Origin of the sequence: Nitrincola lacisaponensis (assembly GCF_000691225.1) — a bacterium.
Lineage (GTDB): Bacteria > Pseudomonadota > Gammaproteobacteria > Pseudomonadales > Balneatricaceae > Nitrincola > Nitrincola lacisaponensis.
Window position 1 is genome coordinate 58457 of the sequence record NZ_JMSZ01000015.1, and the last position, 17260, is coordinate 75716.

Annotated in this window: 15 protein-coding genes; all 15 read left to right on the top strand. The window is 49.4% G+C overall.

The annotated features are described in order from the left end of the window. Window positions 1-220: 220 nt before the first annotated feature. The 15 genes from tagH to tssE are packed head-to-tail and all read left to right on the top strand — an operon-like array spanning window position 221 to window position 17260. Entirely contained in the window at window positions 221-1657 is a 1437-nt protein-coding gene (gene tagH / locus ADINL_RS02610; protein ID WP_036543676.1) for a type VI secretion system-associated FHA domain protein TagH, read from the top strand. Continuing rightward, entirely contained in the window at window positions 1647-2150 is a 504-nt protein-coding gene (gene tssJ / locus ADINL_RS02615; RefSeq protein WP_161667724.1) for a type VI secretion system lipoprotein TssJ, read from the top strand. Before tagH ends, tssJ begins: the two co-directional genes overlap by 11 nt. Before the next feature lie 14 nt (window positions 2151-2164). Continuing rightward, on the top strand, window positions 2165-3493 hold the full coding sequence (tssK, locus tag ADINL_RS02620; RefSeq protein WP_036543680.1) for a type VI secretion system baseplate subunit TssK: 1329 nt from the start codon (window positions 2165-2167) through the stop codon (window positions 3491-3493). Between the two features lie 14 nt (window positions 3494-3507). Beyond that, window positions 3508-4806, top strand: a complete 1299-nt coding sequence (gene tssL / locus ADINL_RS02625) for a type VI secretion system protein TssL, long form (protein ID WP_036543681.1) — start codon at window positions 3508-3510, stop codon at window positions 4804-4806. Between the two features lie 16 nt (window positions 4807-4822). Beyond that, the gene (tssM, locus tag ADINL_RS02630; protein ID WP_084154360.1) at window positions 4823-8308 is read left to right on the top strand and encodes a type VI secretion system membrane subunit TssM; all 3486 of its coding nucleotides are present in this window, start codon (window positions 4823-4825) and stop codon (window positions 8306-8308) included. Between the two features lie 11 nt (window positions 8309-8319). Further along, a complete protein-coding gene (gene tagF / locus ADINL_RS02635) occupies window positions 8320-8916 on the top strand; it encodes a type VI secretion system-associated protein TagF (RefSeq protein ID WP_161667725.1) in 597 nt (198 codons plus the stop codon). Then, complete coding sequence (locus ADINL_RS02640) at window positions 8909-9703, top strand: PP2C family protein-serine/threonine phosphatase (RefSeq protein ID WP_051632499.1); 795 nt, start codon at window positions 8909-8911, stop codon at window positions 9701-9703. Before tagF ends, ADINL_RS02640 begins: the two co-directional genes overlap by 8 nt. Before the next feature lie 7 nt (window positions 9704-9710). Continuing rightward, on the top strand, window positions 9711-10748 hold the full coding sequence (locus ADINL_RS02645) for a zinc-binding metallopeptidase family protein (RefSeq protein WP_152547600.1): 1038 nt from the start codon (window positions 9711-9713) through the stop codon (window positions 10746-10748). Between the two features lie 13 nt (window positions 10749-10761). Then, window positions 10762-11502, top strand: coding sequence for a hypothetical protein (locus ADINL_RS02650; protein WP_036543690.1), 741 nt, complete (start codon window positions 10762-10764; stop codon window positions 11500-11502). Window positions 11503-11525: 23 nt separating this feature from the next. Continuing rightward, window positions 11526-12623: a type VI secretion system protein TssA gene (tssA, locus tag ADINL_RS02655; protein ID WP_036543691.1), complete on the top strand. Its 1098-nt coding sequence runs from the start codon at window positions 11526-11528 to the stop codon at window positions 12621-12623. Window positions 12624-12635: 12 nt separating this feature from the next. Next, window positions 12636-13154 carry a type VI secretion system contractile sheath small subunit gene (gene tssB / locus ADINL_RS02660; protein ID WP_036543692.1) on the top strand — a complete coding sequence of 173 codons (519 nt, stop codon included), beginning with the start codon at window positions 12636-12638 and terminating at the stop codon, window positions 13152-13154. Then, on the top strand, window positions 13147-14640 hold the full coding sequence (gene tssC / locus ADINL_RS02665) for a type VI secretion system contractile sheath large subunit (RefSeq protein ID WP_036543693.1): 1494 nt from the start codon (window positions 13147-13149) through the stop codon (window positions 14638-14640). The genes tssB and tssC (ADINL_RS02665) overlap by 8 nt, the downstream gene beginning before the upstream one ends. Window positions 14641-14658: 18 nt before the next feature. Beyond that, window positions 14659-15999: a type VI secretion system contractile sheath large subunit gene (gene tssC / locus ADINL_RS02670; RefSeq protein WP_161667726.1), complete on the top strand. Its 1341-nt coding sequence runs from the start codon at window positions 14659-14661 to the stop codon at window positions 15997-15999. Between the two features lie 11 nt (window positions 16000-16010). Beyond that, entirely contained in the window at window positions 16011-16811 is an 801-nt protein-coding gene (locus ADINL_RS02675; protein WP_036543695.1) for a type VI secretion system accessory protein TagJ, read from the top strand. Between the two features lie 2 nt (window positions 16812-16813). Next, window positions 16814-17260: a type VI secretion system baseplate subunit TssE gene (gene tssE, locus ADINL_RS02680; protein ID WP_036543696.1), complete on the top strand. Its 447-nt coding sequence runs from the start codon at window positions 16814-16816 to the stop codon at window positions 17258-17260.

Sequence of the window (17260 nt, forward strand, 5' to 3'; positions counted from 1 at the left end):
CAAGTAGTATCAGACTCTGACAAGGCCCCTTCTGGGGCCTTTTTGATTTTAATCATCAAAAGGTGTAATTAAAATTTGCCAAAGGGTTGGTAGGAGATGTTAAAATCTTCGGCTATCGCCAAGGCTGGCAGTTTAGGAAGTATGCCAGTGACGTTGGGTTTAAGACGCAAGATCTGCAATCAAAATGGCAGGTCTGAATGGAGCTTGAAAGGAGTTCAAGATGCTGATGGAGCTGAGAGTTATCAGCGAACAGCAATCGCAGCTGAAAGACAGATGTTCAATCCAGTTAGAAGGTGAATTGCTTTCGATTGGCAGGGGCGCTGACAACCACTGGGTTCTCCCTGATGAGAATCTGCATTTGTCTGGCAAGCATTGTATTGTCAGTCGAAAAAATGACAGCTTTATTATTACGGATCTGAGCACCAATGGCGTGTTTATGGACAGTCAAGAGACCCCGCTTGGGCGAGGTCGCAGCGCTGTGCTTAAACATGGCTCTCTGATTCGTATTGGTGACTATCGCATCAGCGTATCGATTGATCAGCACACAGGTGCTCCTGCATATGCCGGTGATGCTTTGCAAGTTGATGCGGTGGCTGCCGGTGGGCTGGCCGCAGCGCTGGCGGATACCTCTTCACCTGCTGTTCCGGTCTATTCAAAAACTACCGATGACCATTTAAGCCCTGAACGCGCCAGTCTGTCAGCGCCATTGCCCAAACCTCTGCCTGATACTCAGCAACCGGTATTGCCTGATGACTGGTTTTTGACCATGGATGCAGTAACAGCTGAGGCTGCTTTTGATCCTCTTGCTGAGACTGTCCCTGAGCCTGATTTTATTTCTGAGTCTGTTCCTGAGCCCGATCCTGTTCCTGAGTTTGACCCCGCACCCGTGCGTATGGAACGTCATCTTGATGTTACTGAGGAGCTGGTTCGTAGCGCCGAACCAGCACCAGAGCCGGGTCAGGTTGAAGAAGCGGTTGTTATTTGTCAGCCTGTAGCCCGCTCCATGCCAGATGTTCCTGTTTCTGAGACTGTGAAAGCGGGCTCCGGTACAGGTGGGTCAGTCTTGTCAGATACAGAATTGCTGCACCGCATTTTACAGGCTGCAGATCTGGACCCTGCCCGAGTGAGGGAGGCGCCGTTTCTGGCAGACCGCCTGGGTGTGCTGTTGAAAACCTTTGCAAATGGCATGATCCAGACACTGGCTACCCGTTCGTTGGTAAAAGGTGAGTTTCGTCTGCAGCAGACCATGATCCAGCCGACTGACAATAATCCGTTCAAGTTTTCGCCAACAGGCCGTGAAGCGCTGAATATAGTGTTGTTTTCCGAAAGCCAGGCATATCAATCGGGTGAGAAAGCAATAGAGGAAAGTTTTGCCGATATCCAGGCACATCAGCTGGCGATGATGTCCGGTGTTCAGGAAGCCTTGTTTAAACTGTTAAATCGCCTGGATCCTGAAACCCTTGAACAGCAGTTCCAGCGTAAGCCGCGACATCTGAGTGGCATGCCCGGAATGAAAAAAGTGAACTGCTGGGAGGAGTATAAGGATTTCTATGAGGCTCTGAAGGCAAGTATGTCAGATGACCTGCAAGGATTTTTTATCAAGGAATTTGGTATGGCATATGAAGATCAGCTTAAAAAACTCAAGCATGATGCTTAAGCATCGCTGCGCTGTTCTGTTACTGCTCCTGATGCTATCTGGCTGTAGTGCGCTTGATGCAATGCGCATTATTGGTAGCCAGGAGGGCAAGTTTTTTGTCAGCGTTGAGTTGGTCGCCGATGAGCACCTTAATCCAAACCAGCTGAACCAGTCATTGCCGGTTGAAGTGCAGGTGTTTTTGATGGAGAGGGAGTCTGCTTTTGTACGAGCAGACTACTTTGAATTCCACAATCAGCGGGCTGCAAGTATCACGGATTTGGCTAAATCCGTAGTGATACGCCCTGGCACTCAGGAGCGCATACAGTTCGAAATTGACGAGTATGTCCGTTTTGTAGGTGTCGTTGCGGCGTTTCAGGACATAGATCGAGCGGTTTGGCGTGATGTGATTCAGGTCGGTGATAACCGTGGCTTTATAGGCAAATACCTGAGTTTGAATAATCATGTGCAATTACGTGTGAACCTGGAAGGTAAAGTAGTTTCATTCGAGAAATAAAGGGAAGTATTCCGATGAGTTGGCAAAAAAAGGTCGCATGGACTGAAGGGATGTTTATTCGTCCTCAGCATTTTCAACAGCAGGATCGCTATTTCGAAAAACTGATTAATCTGAAAACTACCGCCTTGAATGGTAATGCATGGGGTATTACCCGGTTGCTGCTTGATGAAGGGGCTTTGAAGATTGGCAAGGTACTGCTTCGAGAGTGCAGTGGTATTTTTGAAGATGGTACGCCCTTTGATATGCCTGGCACGGATACCTTACCTGATGCGCTGGATATCAGTGAACTGCAGGAAGGTGACCTGATCAATTTATGTTTGCCGCTCTGGAAACAAGGCAGTATAGAGATTGATCGCCCTCAGCGAACTGCCAGTAATGCCCGGTTCCGTATAGAAACACAACCTTTCACCGATGTTGTGGCAGATACGAACAGTGTAGCTGACATCGAAGTTGCACATAAAAAAATCCGGTTGCAGTCCGCGCGTCTGACACATCAGCAAAATACAGTAATTCCGATTGCCAAAGTGCATTCTTTGGCCGGTGATGAAATCCGTCTGGATAAACGTTTCATTCCACCTTCCTTGTTTGTCACCGCAGATCCCAATTTGCAGGGTTATGTCCGGGAAATTACCGGATTGCTGACACTGCGCAGCCAACTGTACTCGCAACGTATATTGAATGCCGGTACCGAGGCTGCTGCCGATATCTCCGATTTGATGTTGCTGCAGATTACGAACCGTTATAAGGCGTTGTTTGAGCACTATTGTCGGTTAAGCGGACTGCACCCGCTTGACCTGTATGAGCAAGGGTTGGTGCTGGCGGCTGAGCTGGCAACGTTTACATCAGAAACCCGCGTGTTGAAAGAGATGCCGGATTATCAACATCGGGATCTGCAAAGCTGCTTTGATGAGTTGATGCTGGAACTGAACCGTTCATTGAATACGTTGCTGGAACAAAATGCGTATCGTATCGAGCTGGAGATAAAAAGCTATGGCGTACGTATCGGTATGATCCCCAGCGAAGAACTCAGCGAGCGTTCTTATGTCCTGGTGGTGTCTTCAGAGCTGCCCAAGGAAACCCTGCGCAGCAAATTCCCGACACATCTGAAAATTGGGCCTGTAGAACATATTACGCAACTGGTTAACCGTCAGCTACCGGGTATTCGTATTGAGCCGATGCCAGTCGCACCCAGGCAGATTCCGTATCAAGGTGGTGCGGTTTATTTTGAATTGCAGGCTCAAGGGCGCTTGTGGGAAGCCATTCGCGCGAATCGTGCCATTGCACTGCACATAGGTGAACAATTCCCTGAATTGAAAATGGATCTCTGGGCAATCAAACAGTAACACAGGAATGGTGTATGGGTTTTAGTGGTGATAGAACGGTCATAATACCGACTCCAGGCGGACGCGGTCAGATCGACTATGGGCAGGATCGTCCGGCGCGTACTGTTGAGTCAGTAATGGCGATCGAGGAAATCTCATCCTTAAGTAGTGGCCTGAACCTGATCGAAAATGCAGCGTTTGAAATTTTGGCCATGCTGCCGTCAATTCGTAATTATGAGACTCAGCTGAGCGCCGAAAACCTCAAGCTCAAGCTGATTGAGCTTATCAAGTCATTTGAGAAGAAAGCCTACGAAGCCAATGTCGACTCTAAAGAGGTCGAGGTCGCGGGTTACTTACTCTGTGCCACAGCCGATGAGTTTGTTCTGAATACACCTCTTGGCGCTAAAAATAACTGGAGTCGCCACAGTCTGCTCAGCTACTTCCATGCAGAAACCTGGGGAGGCGAGAACTTCTTTGTTATTTTGGGAAATCTGGAAAAAAATCCAAGAAAAAACATTGATCTGCTTGAGCTGATTTATATCTGTCTGGCGCTGGGGTTTGAAGGAAAGTATGCCATAGAGCCGGATCGAGCCAGCAAGCTGCTGGAACTGAAAAATGGCCTTTATCGGACCATTACACAGATTCGTGGTGCAATTCCCAAGCCTGTATCTATTCACTGGAAAGGTGAAGAAGTGGTTGCGGAAAAAATCCGCAACACACTGCCACTTTGGGTGCTGGCAATTTTTCTACTCGCACTGTTGTGTGTGGTGTATTTCTACTTGTTGATTCGGGTCAATGATCAGTCCAGCTATTCATTACTGAATGCATCACGCACCCTGACAGAGCAGCATGGCAATTTTCAGGTGCAGGTGTCGGAAGTAAATGAGTCTGTACTGGTACGCGTTAATCGTTTGTTGGAGCAGGAGGTTGAACGCCGACTGGTCAGTCTTAATGACCGACAGAATCAGATTCGTATCGTTATTAATACAGATCAGCTGTTTCGCTCCGGCAGTGCCGATGTCGAACCGGATTACGCGGCACTACTGAATCATATTGGTATTGCGCTGATGGATGTTGAAGGGCGGATTATTGTAGAGGGACATACCGACAGTATTCCGATCAATACACTGCGCTTCCCGTCCAACTGGCATTTGTCTCAGGCTCGTGCTGAGCAGGTGAAAAGCCTGTTGGAGCGAGCCGGTAATGAACAGGGACGCTATAGCATCGATGCGAAGGCTGATACTCAACCTGTGGCGGGTAATGATACAGCCGAAGGTCGTGCACAGAACCGCCGGGTAGAGCTGGTTCTGTTGCCGAATTCAGAATGGCGTTAAGGATAGGGATGTCTGCATGAGGATGTTTCTGGGTGTTTTTAAAAATATAGGTGGTGTGCTGGGACTGGTTGCGTTACTGGTTCTGGCTGCCATTATTTGGTTTGTGTTGCCTGCATTGTCCGTGGGGAATAGCAATCCATTTCAGTCCGCGTTATCACGCGGCAGCATGATTTTTACACTGTTTGCAGTTGCGCTGGTGTACAAGGCCAGAACCTGGATATTGGCGAGAAAACGCCATGATCAGCTTGGAAAAGGTATGGTTCAGCAGTCAGATACATCCGACGGGCAGCAGAGTGACAAAGCGAATGAAGCCGAGTTCAAGGGCAAGTTTGAAGAAGCTATTCGCTTGCTGAAACGGCAAAAGAGTCTCGGAGCCGGGGGGAATTACCTCTATAGCCTGCCCTGGTACATGTTAATTGGCCCTCCTGGATCGGGAAAAACCACTGCGTTGATCAATTCAGGTTTGCACTTTCCGTTGATGGATCAGTTCGGTGCATCAATCCGGGGTGTGGGTGGTACAAAAAACTGTGATTGGTGGTTTACGGACCAGGCTATTCTGGTGGATACCGCAGGACGTTTCACGACACAGGACAATCAACAGGCGCGAGATAAAAAGGATTGGAATACCTTTCTGTCGTTATTAGCCAAGTATCGTAAACGCAAGCCGATTAACGGCATCGTGGTGGCATACAGCGTTGAAGATCTGGTGCGTAAAGATGAAGCAGATATCGTTTCCGATGCGATCTTGATCAAAAAGAGGATCTATGAACTCTACGATAAATTGAAAATAGAGTTCCCCGTGTATCTGGTGTTTACCAAACTGGATCTGTTGCCGGGCTTTGAGGAGTTTTTTGGTCATCTGGACAGTGAAGGACGAGAGCAAGTCTGGGGAAGTACATTCAAAATTTCAGACCGACAGGAAGATCCTGTCAGCCGTTATCTGGTTGAGCACAAGTTATTAACTGAACGTCTGCAGCTGAAGGTACTGGATGGTCTCAGAAATGAGTCCGATCTGAATAAACGTGATGCGATCTACCTGTTTCCACGTATCGTCGCCTCATTACAAGACCGTATCAGTCTGTTGCTGGATACCAGTTTCAAGCCGACCCGTTTTGAAACTGACCTGATGCTGCGTGGTGTGTATTTTACCAGCGGCATTCAGGATGGAACGGTACTGGATAAAGTCATCAGTGGTCTGTCTGCACACTTGGGACGCAGTCGTCATGGAGATGGACGCAAGGGCAAAAGCTATTTTATAAAAAATCTGTTGAACGAAGTGGTATTCAAAGAAGCCGGTTTGGCAGGACACAATGCCCGTTTTGAAAAAGTGCGTTCCATGCTCTATCTGAGTGGGTATGCGCTGGTGATTGCGGCATGTTTAGGCATGAGCGCTTTATGGTATTACAGCTTTACACAGAATACGAAGCAATTGAGTCAGTTCAATGAGGCAATTGCGGATGTGGAGGCGCAACGTCAGACGCTTCAGGAATCGGATCATAGTATTGAGCACATACTGCCAATACTGAACACCTCACGTGATATTCCGTTTGGGTACAGTCATCAGTCTGCTGGCCGTTTTGCCATTGCCGGGTTTGGTTTGAATCAAACGGGCAAAATGCATTCAGAGTCAGTCCGGTTATACGATCGGGCGTTGATTAATCTGTTATTACCCCGGCTGGTGTTCTATCTGGAAGAGCGCTTAGTTCGCCAGGAAGATGGGGTGTTTGATGATCTTAAGCTTTACCAGATGCTGGGTGGGTATCTGGAACCCGACTCTGTCTTTATCAGCCGTTATTTTGGCAGTCGCTTTCGCCAGTATGATGCAGTCAGTCGACAGGCCCTGGAAGCCCATATCCAGCAACTGGTTGGCTTGTTGCCACAGCATTACTACCCGTCACTGAATGATGAACTGATTGTGCGGACCCAACGCAGTCTGTTGCAGCAACCCGTTGCTGCGCGCCTGTTGACTCAGATTGAGTTACATGCCGCTGCAGACGCTGTGAGTCAGGGGTATCGGTTACTCGATCTGATGGGTACTAATGGTGTGCTGATTTTCTCTGTAGAAGGCAAAAGCATGCAGGAAGTGTTGATCGACGGGCTTTACACCCGGATCGGTGCCCAGCGATATTTTGCACAACAGTCGGGTTTTCTGGAAAAAATGCTGGCTGAAGATGCCAGTATTCTGGGCTATGACGAGGCACTGGCGGAGCGTTATAAGGCTGAGCTTTTCAGACAGTACATACAGACCTATCAAAAGGTCTGGCTGGATACCTTACAGTCAATCCAGCTGGTTAATATTGAGGATGTACAGGCTAAAGCTCAGGCAATAGACCTGTTGACCAGTGATGCCTCACCGTTACGGCAGTTGTTAAGTGTGGTACGGGACAACACTGAATTCTCGACTTTTTTCAAATCCGCTGGTGGTGATGTCAGTCGCCTGGCTAACCCGTCTTCAGGGGCAATTGTTCCGGTTACCCTCAGTGATGACCTTATGTCGCTTTTGTCGCTGGAAGTATTGCCGGTCTTCAGTCAGATCAATCGTTTTGCTGGATCAGCAGAGGCAGATGACTCCGAGCTGCTGTCGGCTTTGCTGGAGCGTTTGGAGGCATTGAAAATTTACCTGCAAGGCTTGCAGCATTCAGTGAATGCAGAACGCTCTGCCTGGATGCGGGCCAGTAGCCATCAGGGAATGGGCGAGGTGGTTGCTCAGCTGGAAATGGATGTTGCCAATTTACCTCAGCCGTTATCCACCTGGCTGGCGCAGCTACTGGACTCTGCTAAAGCAGAAACAGGCTCCCAGGCGCGCAGCTACATCCAGAACCAGTGGGCCAGTAATGTGGTGCCTGCCTGTCGTGACATGATAGAAGGGCGCTATCCTTTTGCCGCAGGAGCAACACGTGAAATTACGCTGAGAGATCTGGCGAGTTATTTTGCGGCTGGTGGCATAGTCGATGACTATTTTCAAACCTATCTGTCTCCTTATGTGGATCGGTCCCGTTCCCCATGGCGTTGGCAACAGGTCACAGGCTTTGAATCCGCCAGTGTTAATACCCTGTTGAGGCAGGTTGAGCTGAGCAATCGCATCCAGAATATGTTTTTTGGCCCCCGGGGAGATACTCCAGCTCTCAGCTTTGAAGTTGTTCCCCGGGATGTTGATCCTGAAATACTGAAAGTCACACTGGTGATCGATAACGAGGAGTTAAGTTATGCCCATGGTCCACAGCTGGGGCGTCGCTTTGACTGGCCATCAGCTCAGTTGACCACCCAGTCTTTTTCCCGTCTGGTCATTGAAACAGCTCAGGATACTGAAGCCATCACCGAACGTGGTGACTGGTCTCTGTTCCGACTGTTTGATCATGGGCGCATGACACGGATTGATAGCGAACGTTTTCTGATTGAGTTTTCCACGCGTTCTGGGCGTCGTTTAAGTTTCGAGCTGGTTGCGGGCAGTGTTTATAACCCTTTTGACACGAACTTATTTAAATCAATCAGGTGCAACTAATGGATATGAGAATGGCTATCTATGGAAAGTTGCCTGCGCATTCAGATTATGTGTTGTTGCATATGCCAGCTGTCATGGAAACAACCTTGCATCAATGGTCTGTTGAAATGCTGGCAAAAACAGAGCAGGTGTTGGGGCATGATCAATGGCTGGACGCTTTTCTGCAAGCCGAGCCTTGTGTCTGTGTTTTGCAGGCCGGATGTCCTGATTCAGCCTCTTTCTATGGAGTCATGATCCCGAGTGTTGACCGGGTTGGGCGTTATTTCCCGTTATTCAGCGGTGTATTTATTTCAAAGTCTGTTTCTCCTGAGCATCTGGATAAACAGACAATGACGTCTGCCATGGCCGCTATTCTGGAAGAACAGGTGAGTGCTTTGCATGGTCGCAAGCAGGTGGAAACCTTGTGTAATGCCTTGAGTGAGCGGGCAGAAGTCACCGCGTTGGCGAACATGATGGATGCAAACTCGGTCACTCATGATAGTGATTCCAGCTTGCGATCCTGGTGGTATGAGCTGGATCATCCGGAACGCTTATGCCGTGTCGAGGGTATGCCGCCAGTAGAATACTATCAGTCGATTTTAACCAAGGGACCGGTAAGCGATGCGTGATGAGACGTTAGATTCAATAGCTCAGCCTGAAGAACGTAAGGCCGGTGGATGCTGGATCAGCGTAGGGGAGAGTATTACAGGGCCGGTGAGGCAAAACAATGAGGATCGAATCTATACCGATGATCTGCTGGGGCTTTGGTGTGTTGCTGATGGTATGGGAGGACATCTTGAAGGGGGCGTTGCCAGCAGTCTGATCACCCAGTCGCTTGAAGATTTGCAGGCTGAAGAGATTGGCTCCATAGATGTATTTATCAACAAACTGATCGATTTGTTGAAGAACACGAATCAGATCATCTATTCGATCTCCAATGAGATGTTTGAGTCGAAGCAAATTATCGGCTCGACCTTCGTTATCTTGGTGCTGTATCGCGATAGGGGCTATGTGCTCTGGGCTGGTGACAGCCGCCTGTACCGCATGAGAGATGTGTATTTTGAGCAGGTAACGGTTGATCACACGCAATATGAAGTGTTGAAAAGTCAGCATTTACTCGATGAGCAAGCGACTGAAAATGCGCAATCTCATCCTGCTAATCACATCCTGACACGGGCGATGGGTGTTCGAGAGGAGTTGGAGTTTGAAATGCTGGAAATCGATGTCCAGGACAAGGACGTTTTTCTGTTGTGCTCGGATGGACTTTATAACGTGATGGACCAGATAGAACTGGGTAAGTCGCTTTACTATGCCGATGACTATACGTCAGCGTTGAAGGCACTGATTAATGCGGCCGTACTCAGAGGTTCAACAGACAATGTCAGTGCTGTGATCGTGGGGAACACAGATGTTTAGAGTTGCCATGCTATTGATAAGTGGAGCTGTACTTTTGAGTGGCTGTACGGCAGGTAATCAGAAGCCGGAGACCTTATCGGCGCTGGAACGTGCGAGTGACGCTGAGCTGATGGATTTCTACAAAGGTCTTCATCAGGTGGGAGTGCGTGTACTGACTGAAAATGCGGGTGAAGGGGGGCGTGCGAATTTGCAGCGTTTCAATGCATTGTATTTCAGTGGTCATGAGTCCGAAGCCCAAAAACACCTGCGTATGTCCCTGTTTGCCGATCCGTTTAACGATGATAGCAAGGCGGTAGCCGCTCAGCTGGAGTCGGCTGACCTGTTTGGCTTGCTCAGCGGCGATGCCGGCGAGGATGAGGTACGGCGTATCAACCTGGGCGCCCAGGAAACACTCCCGGATCTGTCATTGCGAGTCTATGGTAATGAATATTACGCGGTGTTGTTAAAACGCTACAACGCACATTTTAATCCAGACTATCTTGCAACACGTCAGGTTTATGTACCTGATTTGAATCGTATAGCTGTACTGGAAAACTATCGCCAAAACAGCCCGTCCGGCCGTCCGCAAGCCTCGTCTCGTGCCGTCACTGCCAGCCAGCCGGTTCGGCAACAGCCAGTCTCTCCCCGGGTTGAACAGCCATCCCCGGACACTGTTGCAGTGGAAGAAAGTGATATCCAACCGCTAGTGGAGGAGGTCAGTCAGGAGGTGGAAGTCGTCAGTGAGCCTGATACTCCGCTGCAGCCTGTGCGTATTGCTCAGCCGACACCACGCCAGTTGCATCAGCGAGGTCAGTCTGCAGCTGCCTACCGGGCTTTGCGTGAGCAGCCTGCTTCTGAGCGTGATCAAGGCCTTTATGAGCAGTTGAAGGAATCACTGGTTGAGGCACCTTATCGTCAAGGGGTGAGTCATTTCCATGCTCAGGAGGTACGGCAGGCAATCGAAAAATTTCAGCGGGTGTTGAGCCTCGAACCAGAACATCCGCGTGCTCGACAGTATATGGAAAGGGCGGCGCGTCTGGATGCGCGTTTGAGTGACATTGAGTAATAGGTAGGATGAGATGAATACAGCCGAACTAATCGCCAGTCGCAGAACGACGCGGAAACTCTCCGGTCTGCTGCAGCAACGCCTGGAAGTCTATCTGTCCTGCCTGACGGGTTCCTTTTCGCCAGTCAGTGTTCTGGGGAAGTATATCAATGGGCAGGGCAAGGCCACGGTGGCCAATGATGACCTGGCGTTTAATCTGATACAGGAACGCTATATGGCGATCGCCTCTGAGGAGCCATTTAATCTCAAGAAGCCTTTGTCTGCGCCTGTGGATGTGTATTCACACACGCCAAGTCTGTACAAATTCAGCTATGAGCGTGCCATTGAAGATGACAATGCTGAGCTTCAGTCATTTGAGATACTGTCCCCAAATCGTTGGATTCTGGGATATAGCGGTTTTGACTTGCGTGATTTCAAGGATCAGGTACAGCAGCGCAAGGCGATCGAAGGTAATCGTCTGGAAGACTATCTGTTGCATTATGTCTTGATGCATCAAGTCATGGAATCCAATCCCAAACTGAAAATGCTGCTGAATGATCTGAATATGCGTGTCGAAGAAGTTCGCCTGGCAGGCCTTGGCAGTCTGCCATTCGTGATGTTAACCGCAGAAGTGGATAGCTTTCTGCCTGAAGATGACATCATCCTGGAAGTCAGCAGTGTGTCTGGTACGCATCAATTTGAAGAGCTGATTGATACCGGCTCTGTCAAGGATCAGCCCAGCACCCTGCGTGTACTGGTTGAGTCACTATCGTAAACAGCTGAAATCAGGACAGCAATATGAACATGGAACGATTGCAACAACCGATATCAGACGACATGCCTCACGGCGAAGACTTGCGTTATGGTGAATTAGCCGGTGAGTTTCAGACATTAAAAGACCTGCGAAATGCGCTTCGGAATGATGAGCGTCAGGCGTTGAGTATTGATGATATCTATGCGGGTTATCCGGGCTGGCGCACTCTGTATGAGCGAGCAATCATCCTGCTGGAAGGGGGGGGCAAGGACCTCGAAGTCGTTGCCTGGGTGATCGAAGCAGCGGTTCGTCTGGAAGGCTATGCTGGTTTGGCACAGAGCTTTGACCTGTTATACCAGTTGCTGGAACGCTATTGGCCGAACCTGTACCCGAAAGATGAAGATGGGTTTGAGTCCACTCTGTTTCCACTGACGGGCTTGAATGGGGTGTCATCGGAAGGTGCACTGATTATGCCATTGCGTATGGCACCCCTGTTTGCGCAAGGACAGAACATTTCACTGCTGGATTGTATCAAAGCGTTCGAAGTGTCCGAGACCAAAGACCCCCAGAAAAAGGAAGCCCTGAAACGCAAGGGGTTGATGGATTATGAACAGCTGCAGTCACAAGTGGCTCAGTTGGGTGATGATGTGCATCAGGCGGCTGTTCAGACGCTGCAGCGATGTGTTGATCGTTTTACCCAGATTGATGCTTTTCTGTATGCCCAGTGCGGGCATGAATCACCACCCTCTTCACAGATCAAAGGACTGCTTCAGGAAGCTCTGGACCGGGCGATCCATTTATCCGGTGTGACGGGTGGCGGGACCACCGCTGAAGTACCTGTGGCAGAGGATGTGGCGGCGCCCGACGTTGAGCCTCAGGACGCGCCCGCTTCGGTTACCACGCCAGTGTTCAATCTGGAACGCTACCGTCCAGCCAGCCGTGAAGAAGCCTTTATTCTGATTCGAAAACTGATTGTCTTTTTTAAAGAGACAGAACCGCATTCACCCATCGCCTACAATCTCGAACGCATCAACCGTTGGGGGGATTTAAGCTTGCCGGAATTGATCGGTGAGTTGATTACAGATGACAGCGCTCGCGCAAATTTCAACAAGATCACCGGTGTTGAAGTGATCAATAAGTAAGGGAATAGCACCATGAATGAAAGTATTCACAAAAAACTGGAAAGAGTCCGCAAGCCCAGGGTTCACATCAAATATGATGTGGAAACTGAAGGTGCAATGGTGGAAAAAGAGTTGCCGTTCGTCATGGGGGTTATGGGTGACTTTACCGGTAATCCGACAGCGCCGAAAAAGCCGCTTTCGGAACGCAAGTTTATCCAGATTGATCGGGATAATATCAATGATGTTATGCGCAAAATGGAGCCGGGCCTGAATCTGAAAGTGAAAAACACACTGGCAGATGATGGCAGTCTGATGTCCGTGAATCTGAGCTTTAAGTCGATGGAAGATTTTGAGCCGGGCAATCTTGTTGAGCAGGTCGAACCGCTGAAAAAGCTCCTGGATACACGGAATAAATTACGTGACCTGCTGACCAAGTCAGATCGGTCCGAAGAACTGGAGTCGTTATTGGAAGGTGTGCTGCAGAGTACCGATGAGGTCACTCGTCTGGCAGAGCGTCTGAAAGGTGAAGAGAAGGGTGGCCAGGATGAATGAATTCAAGACTCAGAACGCGACAGAGACCCAACTGCTGGATGAGGGAGATATCCTCGAGCGTGTTATTTCTGCCACCAAGCAAACCAGTGCAGATGATACCCGTGACTTGATCCGCAATCTGGTTGAAGAGGTGCAGGAAGGCACTGTGGTCTGGGACCGCAATATTGCCAAAACTATTAACCGTGCGATTGCACAGATCGATAGTAAAATTTCTTCGCAGCTGGCTGAGATAATGCACGCCGATGATTTCAAAAAGCTGGAAGGCTCCTGGCGAGGTTTGTCTTATCTGGTACATAACTCGGAAACCAATGCGAACCTGAAAATCCGGGTTCTGAACCTGACCAAGCGAGAGCTGTATAAAGACCTGGATCGGGCTGTTGAGTTTGACCAGAGTGAAACCTTCAAAAAAATCTACGAGAGCGAGTTCGGCACACCCGGTGGTGAGCCGTATGGTGCAGTGATTGGTGATTTCGAGTTTACCAATCATCCTGAAGACATTGAACTGCTGTCCAAGATGTCCAATGTGGCGGCTTCCGCCTTTTGTCCGTTTATTTCTGCGGCAGATCACAGCCTGTTTGGGTTGGAAAGCTGGAATGAGCTATCACGTCCCCGCGATCTGGAGAAGGTGTTTGATTCCAAGGAATATATCAAGTGGCGCAGCTTCCGTGATTCAGAGGATTCCCGTTTTGTCAGTCTGACATTACCACGTACGCTGGCGCGACTGCCTTATGGCTCGGACACCTTGTCTGTTGAAGCTTTCAACTATGAAGAGGCTCTGAAAACACCGGATGGTAAAGCACTTCCCCTGCCGCATGAAGATTACTGCTGGATGAATGCAGCGTATGTGATGGGCACACGTCTGACGCACTCTTTTTCAACAACAGGCTGGTGTACCTCGATTCGAGGTGCAGAAGGTGGCGGCAAGGTCGAAAATCTGCCAGCACATATTTTCACCAGCGATGATGGTGATCTGGATCTCAAGTGTCCTACTGAAATCGGTATTACTGATCGACGTGAGGCTGAGCTGTCAAAACTGGGCTTCTTGCCCCTGTGTCACTATAAAAATACCGATTATGCGGTGTTTTTCGGTGGTCAATCGACACAGAAACCGAAGAAGTATGATCGTCCAGAAGCCACCGCGAATGCCGCCATTTCGGCGCGTTTGCCTTACCTGATGGCAACGTCACGCTTTACCCATTACTTGAAAGTCATGGCGCGGGACAAGATTGGCAGCTTTATGGAAGCTGATGATGTTGAAGCCTGGTTAAACCGTTGGCTGATGAATTATGTCAACGATAACCCGAATTCAGGTCCTGAAATGAAGGCACGTTATCCACTGAAAGAAGCCAAAGTTATGGTGACGGAAGTTCCTGGTCAGCCAGGTTCCTATAACGTAGTGGCCTGGATGCGTCCCTGGTTGCAGTTGGAAGAGTTGACCGTTTCCATGCGGATGGTCGCGAAAATACCCCAACTGGGCAAGGACTAATCGTTGGTGATGTTTGGTATGGATACCACCCAATCCACTGAGCGACTTGACGCCATGGCCCAACGCCTGGCGGTAAGTCGCTGGATTGCCGAGATTGATGAACAGATTTGTGAGCTCTTGCACGAGATTACCGTGCATCCCGAGTTTCAGTCGCTGAAATCAGCCTGGTACGGTGTTCGTTATCTGGTTGAGGGTACATCTGATACCGCCGTGATAGTACGCTTGCTCGATATAGCCTACACCGAACTGATCAAGGACTTCGAATACTCAATAGAATTTGATCAAAGCAGTCTGTTTCATAAGATCTATAGTCAGGAGTTTGGCTCGGCGGGTGGCACACCCTATGGTGCTATTTTGTGCGACCACTCGGTGAGTTTTAATACACCGGCGGCGATGAATGCTTATATCAACTACCTGCAGCATTTGGCTCAGATAGGTGCGGCAGCATTCTGTCCCTTCATACTGGGTGCGCCACCTGCGCTAATGGATCTGGAGACCTACGATCAGCTGTCGGGTCGTATCAATCTGGACACGACCTATCGTCAGCTCAAGTTTATGAAGTGGAACCGCTTTCGCTCCCATCCGGACGCGCGATTTATTGGCTTGCTCTTGCCACGTGTATTGATTGATACACCGGTGTATTTGCGTTCTGACAGTGGCTTCATGGTCAGTGAATCTCTGGCAACCCGGAGTTCGGAGCATTTCACCTGGATGAGTCCTGTGTATGTGTTTGGGCGTACCCTGGCGCATTGTTATGAAACCACCGGTTGGTTGGCAGAGATCTGTGGTGTTAAAGGACATGGGGTAACGGTGGATGAAAACCATCGGGGGTTCGTGAATCTGGTGGATGATTATCCTTGTCCACAGGCGGAAAAGCTGGTGCATGATGAGCTGTCCCAGGCATTGGCGGATTATGGGTTTATGAGTCTGACCAGTACCACGAATAGCGCCAAAACCGTGGTTTATACTGCTCCCAGTTTACATAGCCCTGCACATTATGATGATGTGGCGGCGCAGCATAATGCACGTTATGCCGCGCAGCTTCAGTATGTCTTATGTGTCTCGCGTTTTTCGCATTACCTGAAAATACTCATGCGCAATAAGGTCGGTAGCTTTACCACCGTGGATGAGTGTCAGGCATATTTAAAAAACTGGCTGTTGCAATATGTCATGTCAACCAGCGATGCTTCCGAGCACTTGCTGGCTAAATATCCTTTGCGTGAGGCTCAAGTCAGTGTATTTGAGTTACCTGGCCAAGCGGGGGTATTCAAGTGTGTGGTCAGATTGACGCCTCACTATCAATTGGAGTGTGTTGAGACTGAACTGTTGTTCTCAACCGATGTTGTGCAGAGTCGCTGAAGGAGCGTGTGATGAAAGGAATGGGAAGCGTGTTGGCACTGTTTAATCAGGGATCATTGGAGCGTGCTTTGTCGGAAGCCCAGTTGGCGCTGAAGAACAAGGCTGACGATCAGGAGCTGCGTTTTTTACTGGTACAGCTTTATCTGCTGAATAATCAGTACGAAAAAGCATTGACGCATCTTAATCTGCTGGACATGGCTGTCGCTGCCGACATGCAGAAAGCCTTTGCTCTGCACTGCTATCGTCAGATAGCGATGGCGCTGTCTTCCAGGAAACTCTTCTTTAACCAGCGCAAACTGGTCGAGGTGGATGTTTCTGATGTTTCAGAAGCGGCTCTGCAGCGGTTGCTGCATCGCCTGACAGAAACCTCAGACGTTCCGGATGACGAGGAAGTGGACGTGCTCTCGACTCCTGCGCGCGTTACGCTGATTGATGGACGGGTATTGCAGGGGGAGTGGCTTGATCCTGATGATCTGTTGCGTGGTTTTTTTGAATGCATATCGCCCCAGGGGCGTTATCGTTTAATCCCGATGAACCTGCTGGAAAAACTGCTATTCGAATCGCCGGATAAGCCACTGGACTGTCTGTTACAACGTGTATCCGTCACCTGGAGAACAACCGGTGAAACGGAAACTCTGTTGCACCTGAATCATTATCCGTTTGTGTTTGAAGGCGTTGTGAACCTGAATGCGACGGATTGGGATGATCAAACGCTTGCATCTGGCATCGTGGGTATCGGGCAGAAAGTCTTTTGCCTGGATGATGAGATCATTCCTGTCAGCCAGATCATGTCTGTTGAGTTTGTGTGCTAAGTATGTCGGCGACCTTTTTAAACCGTTTTTTGGATGATCAGCCGGATGTTTCTGAAGATCAACCTGTCTCGCCGCGTATACAGACACGTCTTTATATGGAGTCGGTGCTGGCGGATCTGGAGAAGGTGCTGAACTCAAAAATGAACGTTGATTTTTATCAACAGGTTGCGTTCGATACGCTGTTGAGTTTTGGCGTAGTGGACTTTTCCTCGGTGAATGTGGCATCGAAGGAGAGTGTGGAGCAGTTGCGCTTGATCTTGCTGAAAACCCTGCGTGCCAATGAGCCTCGTTTCAGTGATGTCAAAGTATCGATTAAAGAGACGACACAAACTCGTGCACAAATAGCGTTTCAGGTCGATGCTGTGCTGAGTCTGCACGAGAGTGCCGAATTGGTGATGTTCAATGCGGCCTTTGTGCCGACTGTCAGACGTTTTCGGATCAGCGAGTGA

Coding starts and splice junctions, on each gene's coding strand:
- ADINL_RS02650 (WP_036543690.1), top strand. CDS start 10,762: ATGAATACAGCCGAACTAATCGCCAGTCGCAGAACGACGCGGAAACTC.
- tssM (WP_084154360.1), top strand. CDS start 4,823: ATGAGGATGTTTCTGGGTGTTTTTAAAAATATAGGTGGTGTGCTGGGA.
- tssJ (WP_161667724.1), top strand. CDS start 1,647: ATGATGCTTAAGCATCGCTGCGCTGTTCTGTTACTGCTCCTGATGCTA.
- ADINL_RS02640 (WP_051632499.1), top strand. CDS start 8,909: ATGCGTGATGAGACGTTAGATTCAATAGCTCAGCCTGAAGAACGTAAG.
- tssK (WP_036543680.1), top strand. CDS start 2,165: ATGAGTTGGCAAAAAAAGGTCGCATGGACTGAAGGGATGTTTATTCGT.
- tssA (WP_036543691.1), top strand. CDS start 11,526: ATGAACATGGAACGATTGCAACAACCGATATCAGACGACATGCCTCAC.
- tssL (WP_036543681.1), top strand. CDS start 3,508: ATGGGTTTTAGTGGTGATAGAACGGTCATAATACCGACTCCAGGCGGA.
- ADINL_RS02675 (WP_036543695.1), top strand. CDS start 16,011: ATGAAAGGAATGGGAAGCGTGTTGGCACTGTTTAATCAGGGATCATTG.
- tssE (WP_036543696.1), top strand. CDS start 16,814: ATGTCGGCGACCTTTTTAAACCGTTTTTTGGATGATCAGCCGGATGTT.
- tssC (WP_161667726.1), top strand. CDS start 14,659: ATGGATACCACCCAATCCACTGAGCGACTTGACGCCATGGCCCAACGC.
- ADINL_RS02645 (WP_152547600.1), top strand. CDS start 9,711: ATGCTATTGATAAGTGGAGCTGTACTTTTGAGTGGCTGTACGGCAGGT.
- tssC (WP_036543693.1), top strand. CDS start 13,147: ATGAATGAATTCAAGACTCAGAACGCGACAGAGACCCAACTGCTGGAT.
- tssB (WP_036543692.1), top strand. CDS start 12,636: ATGAATGAAAGTATTCACAAAAAACTGGAAAGAGTCCGCAAGCCCAGG.
- tagF (WP_161667725.1), top strand. CDS start 8,320: ATGGCTATCTATGGAAAGTTGCCTGCGCATTCAGATTATGTGTTGTTG.
- tagH (WP_036543676.1), top strand. CDS start 221: ATGCTGATGGAGCTGAGAGTTATCAGCGAACAGCAATCGCAGCTGAAA.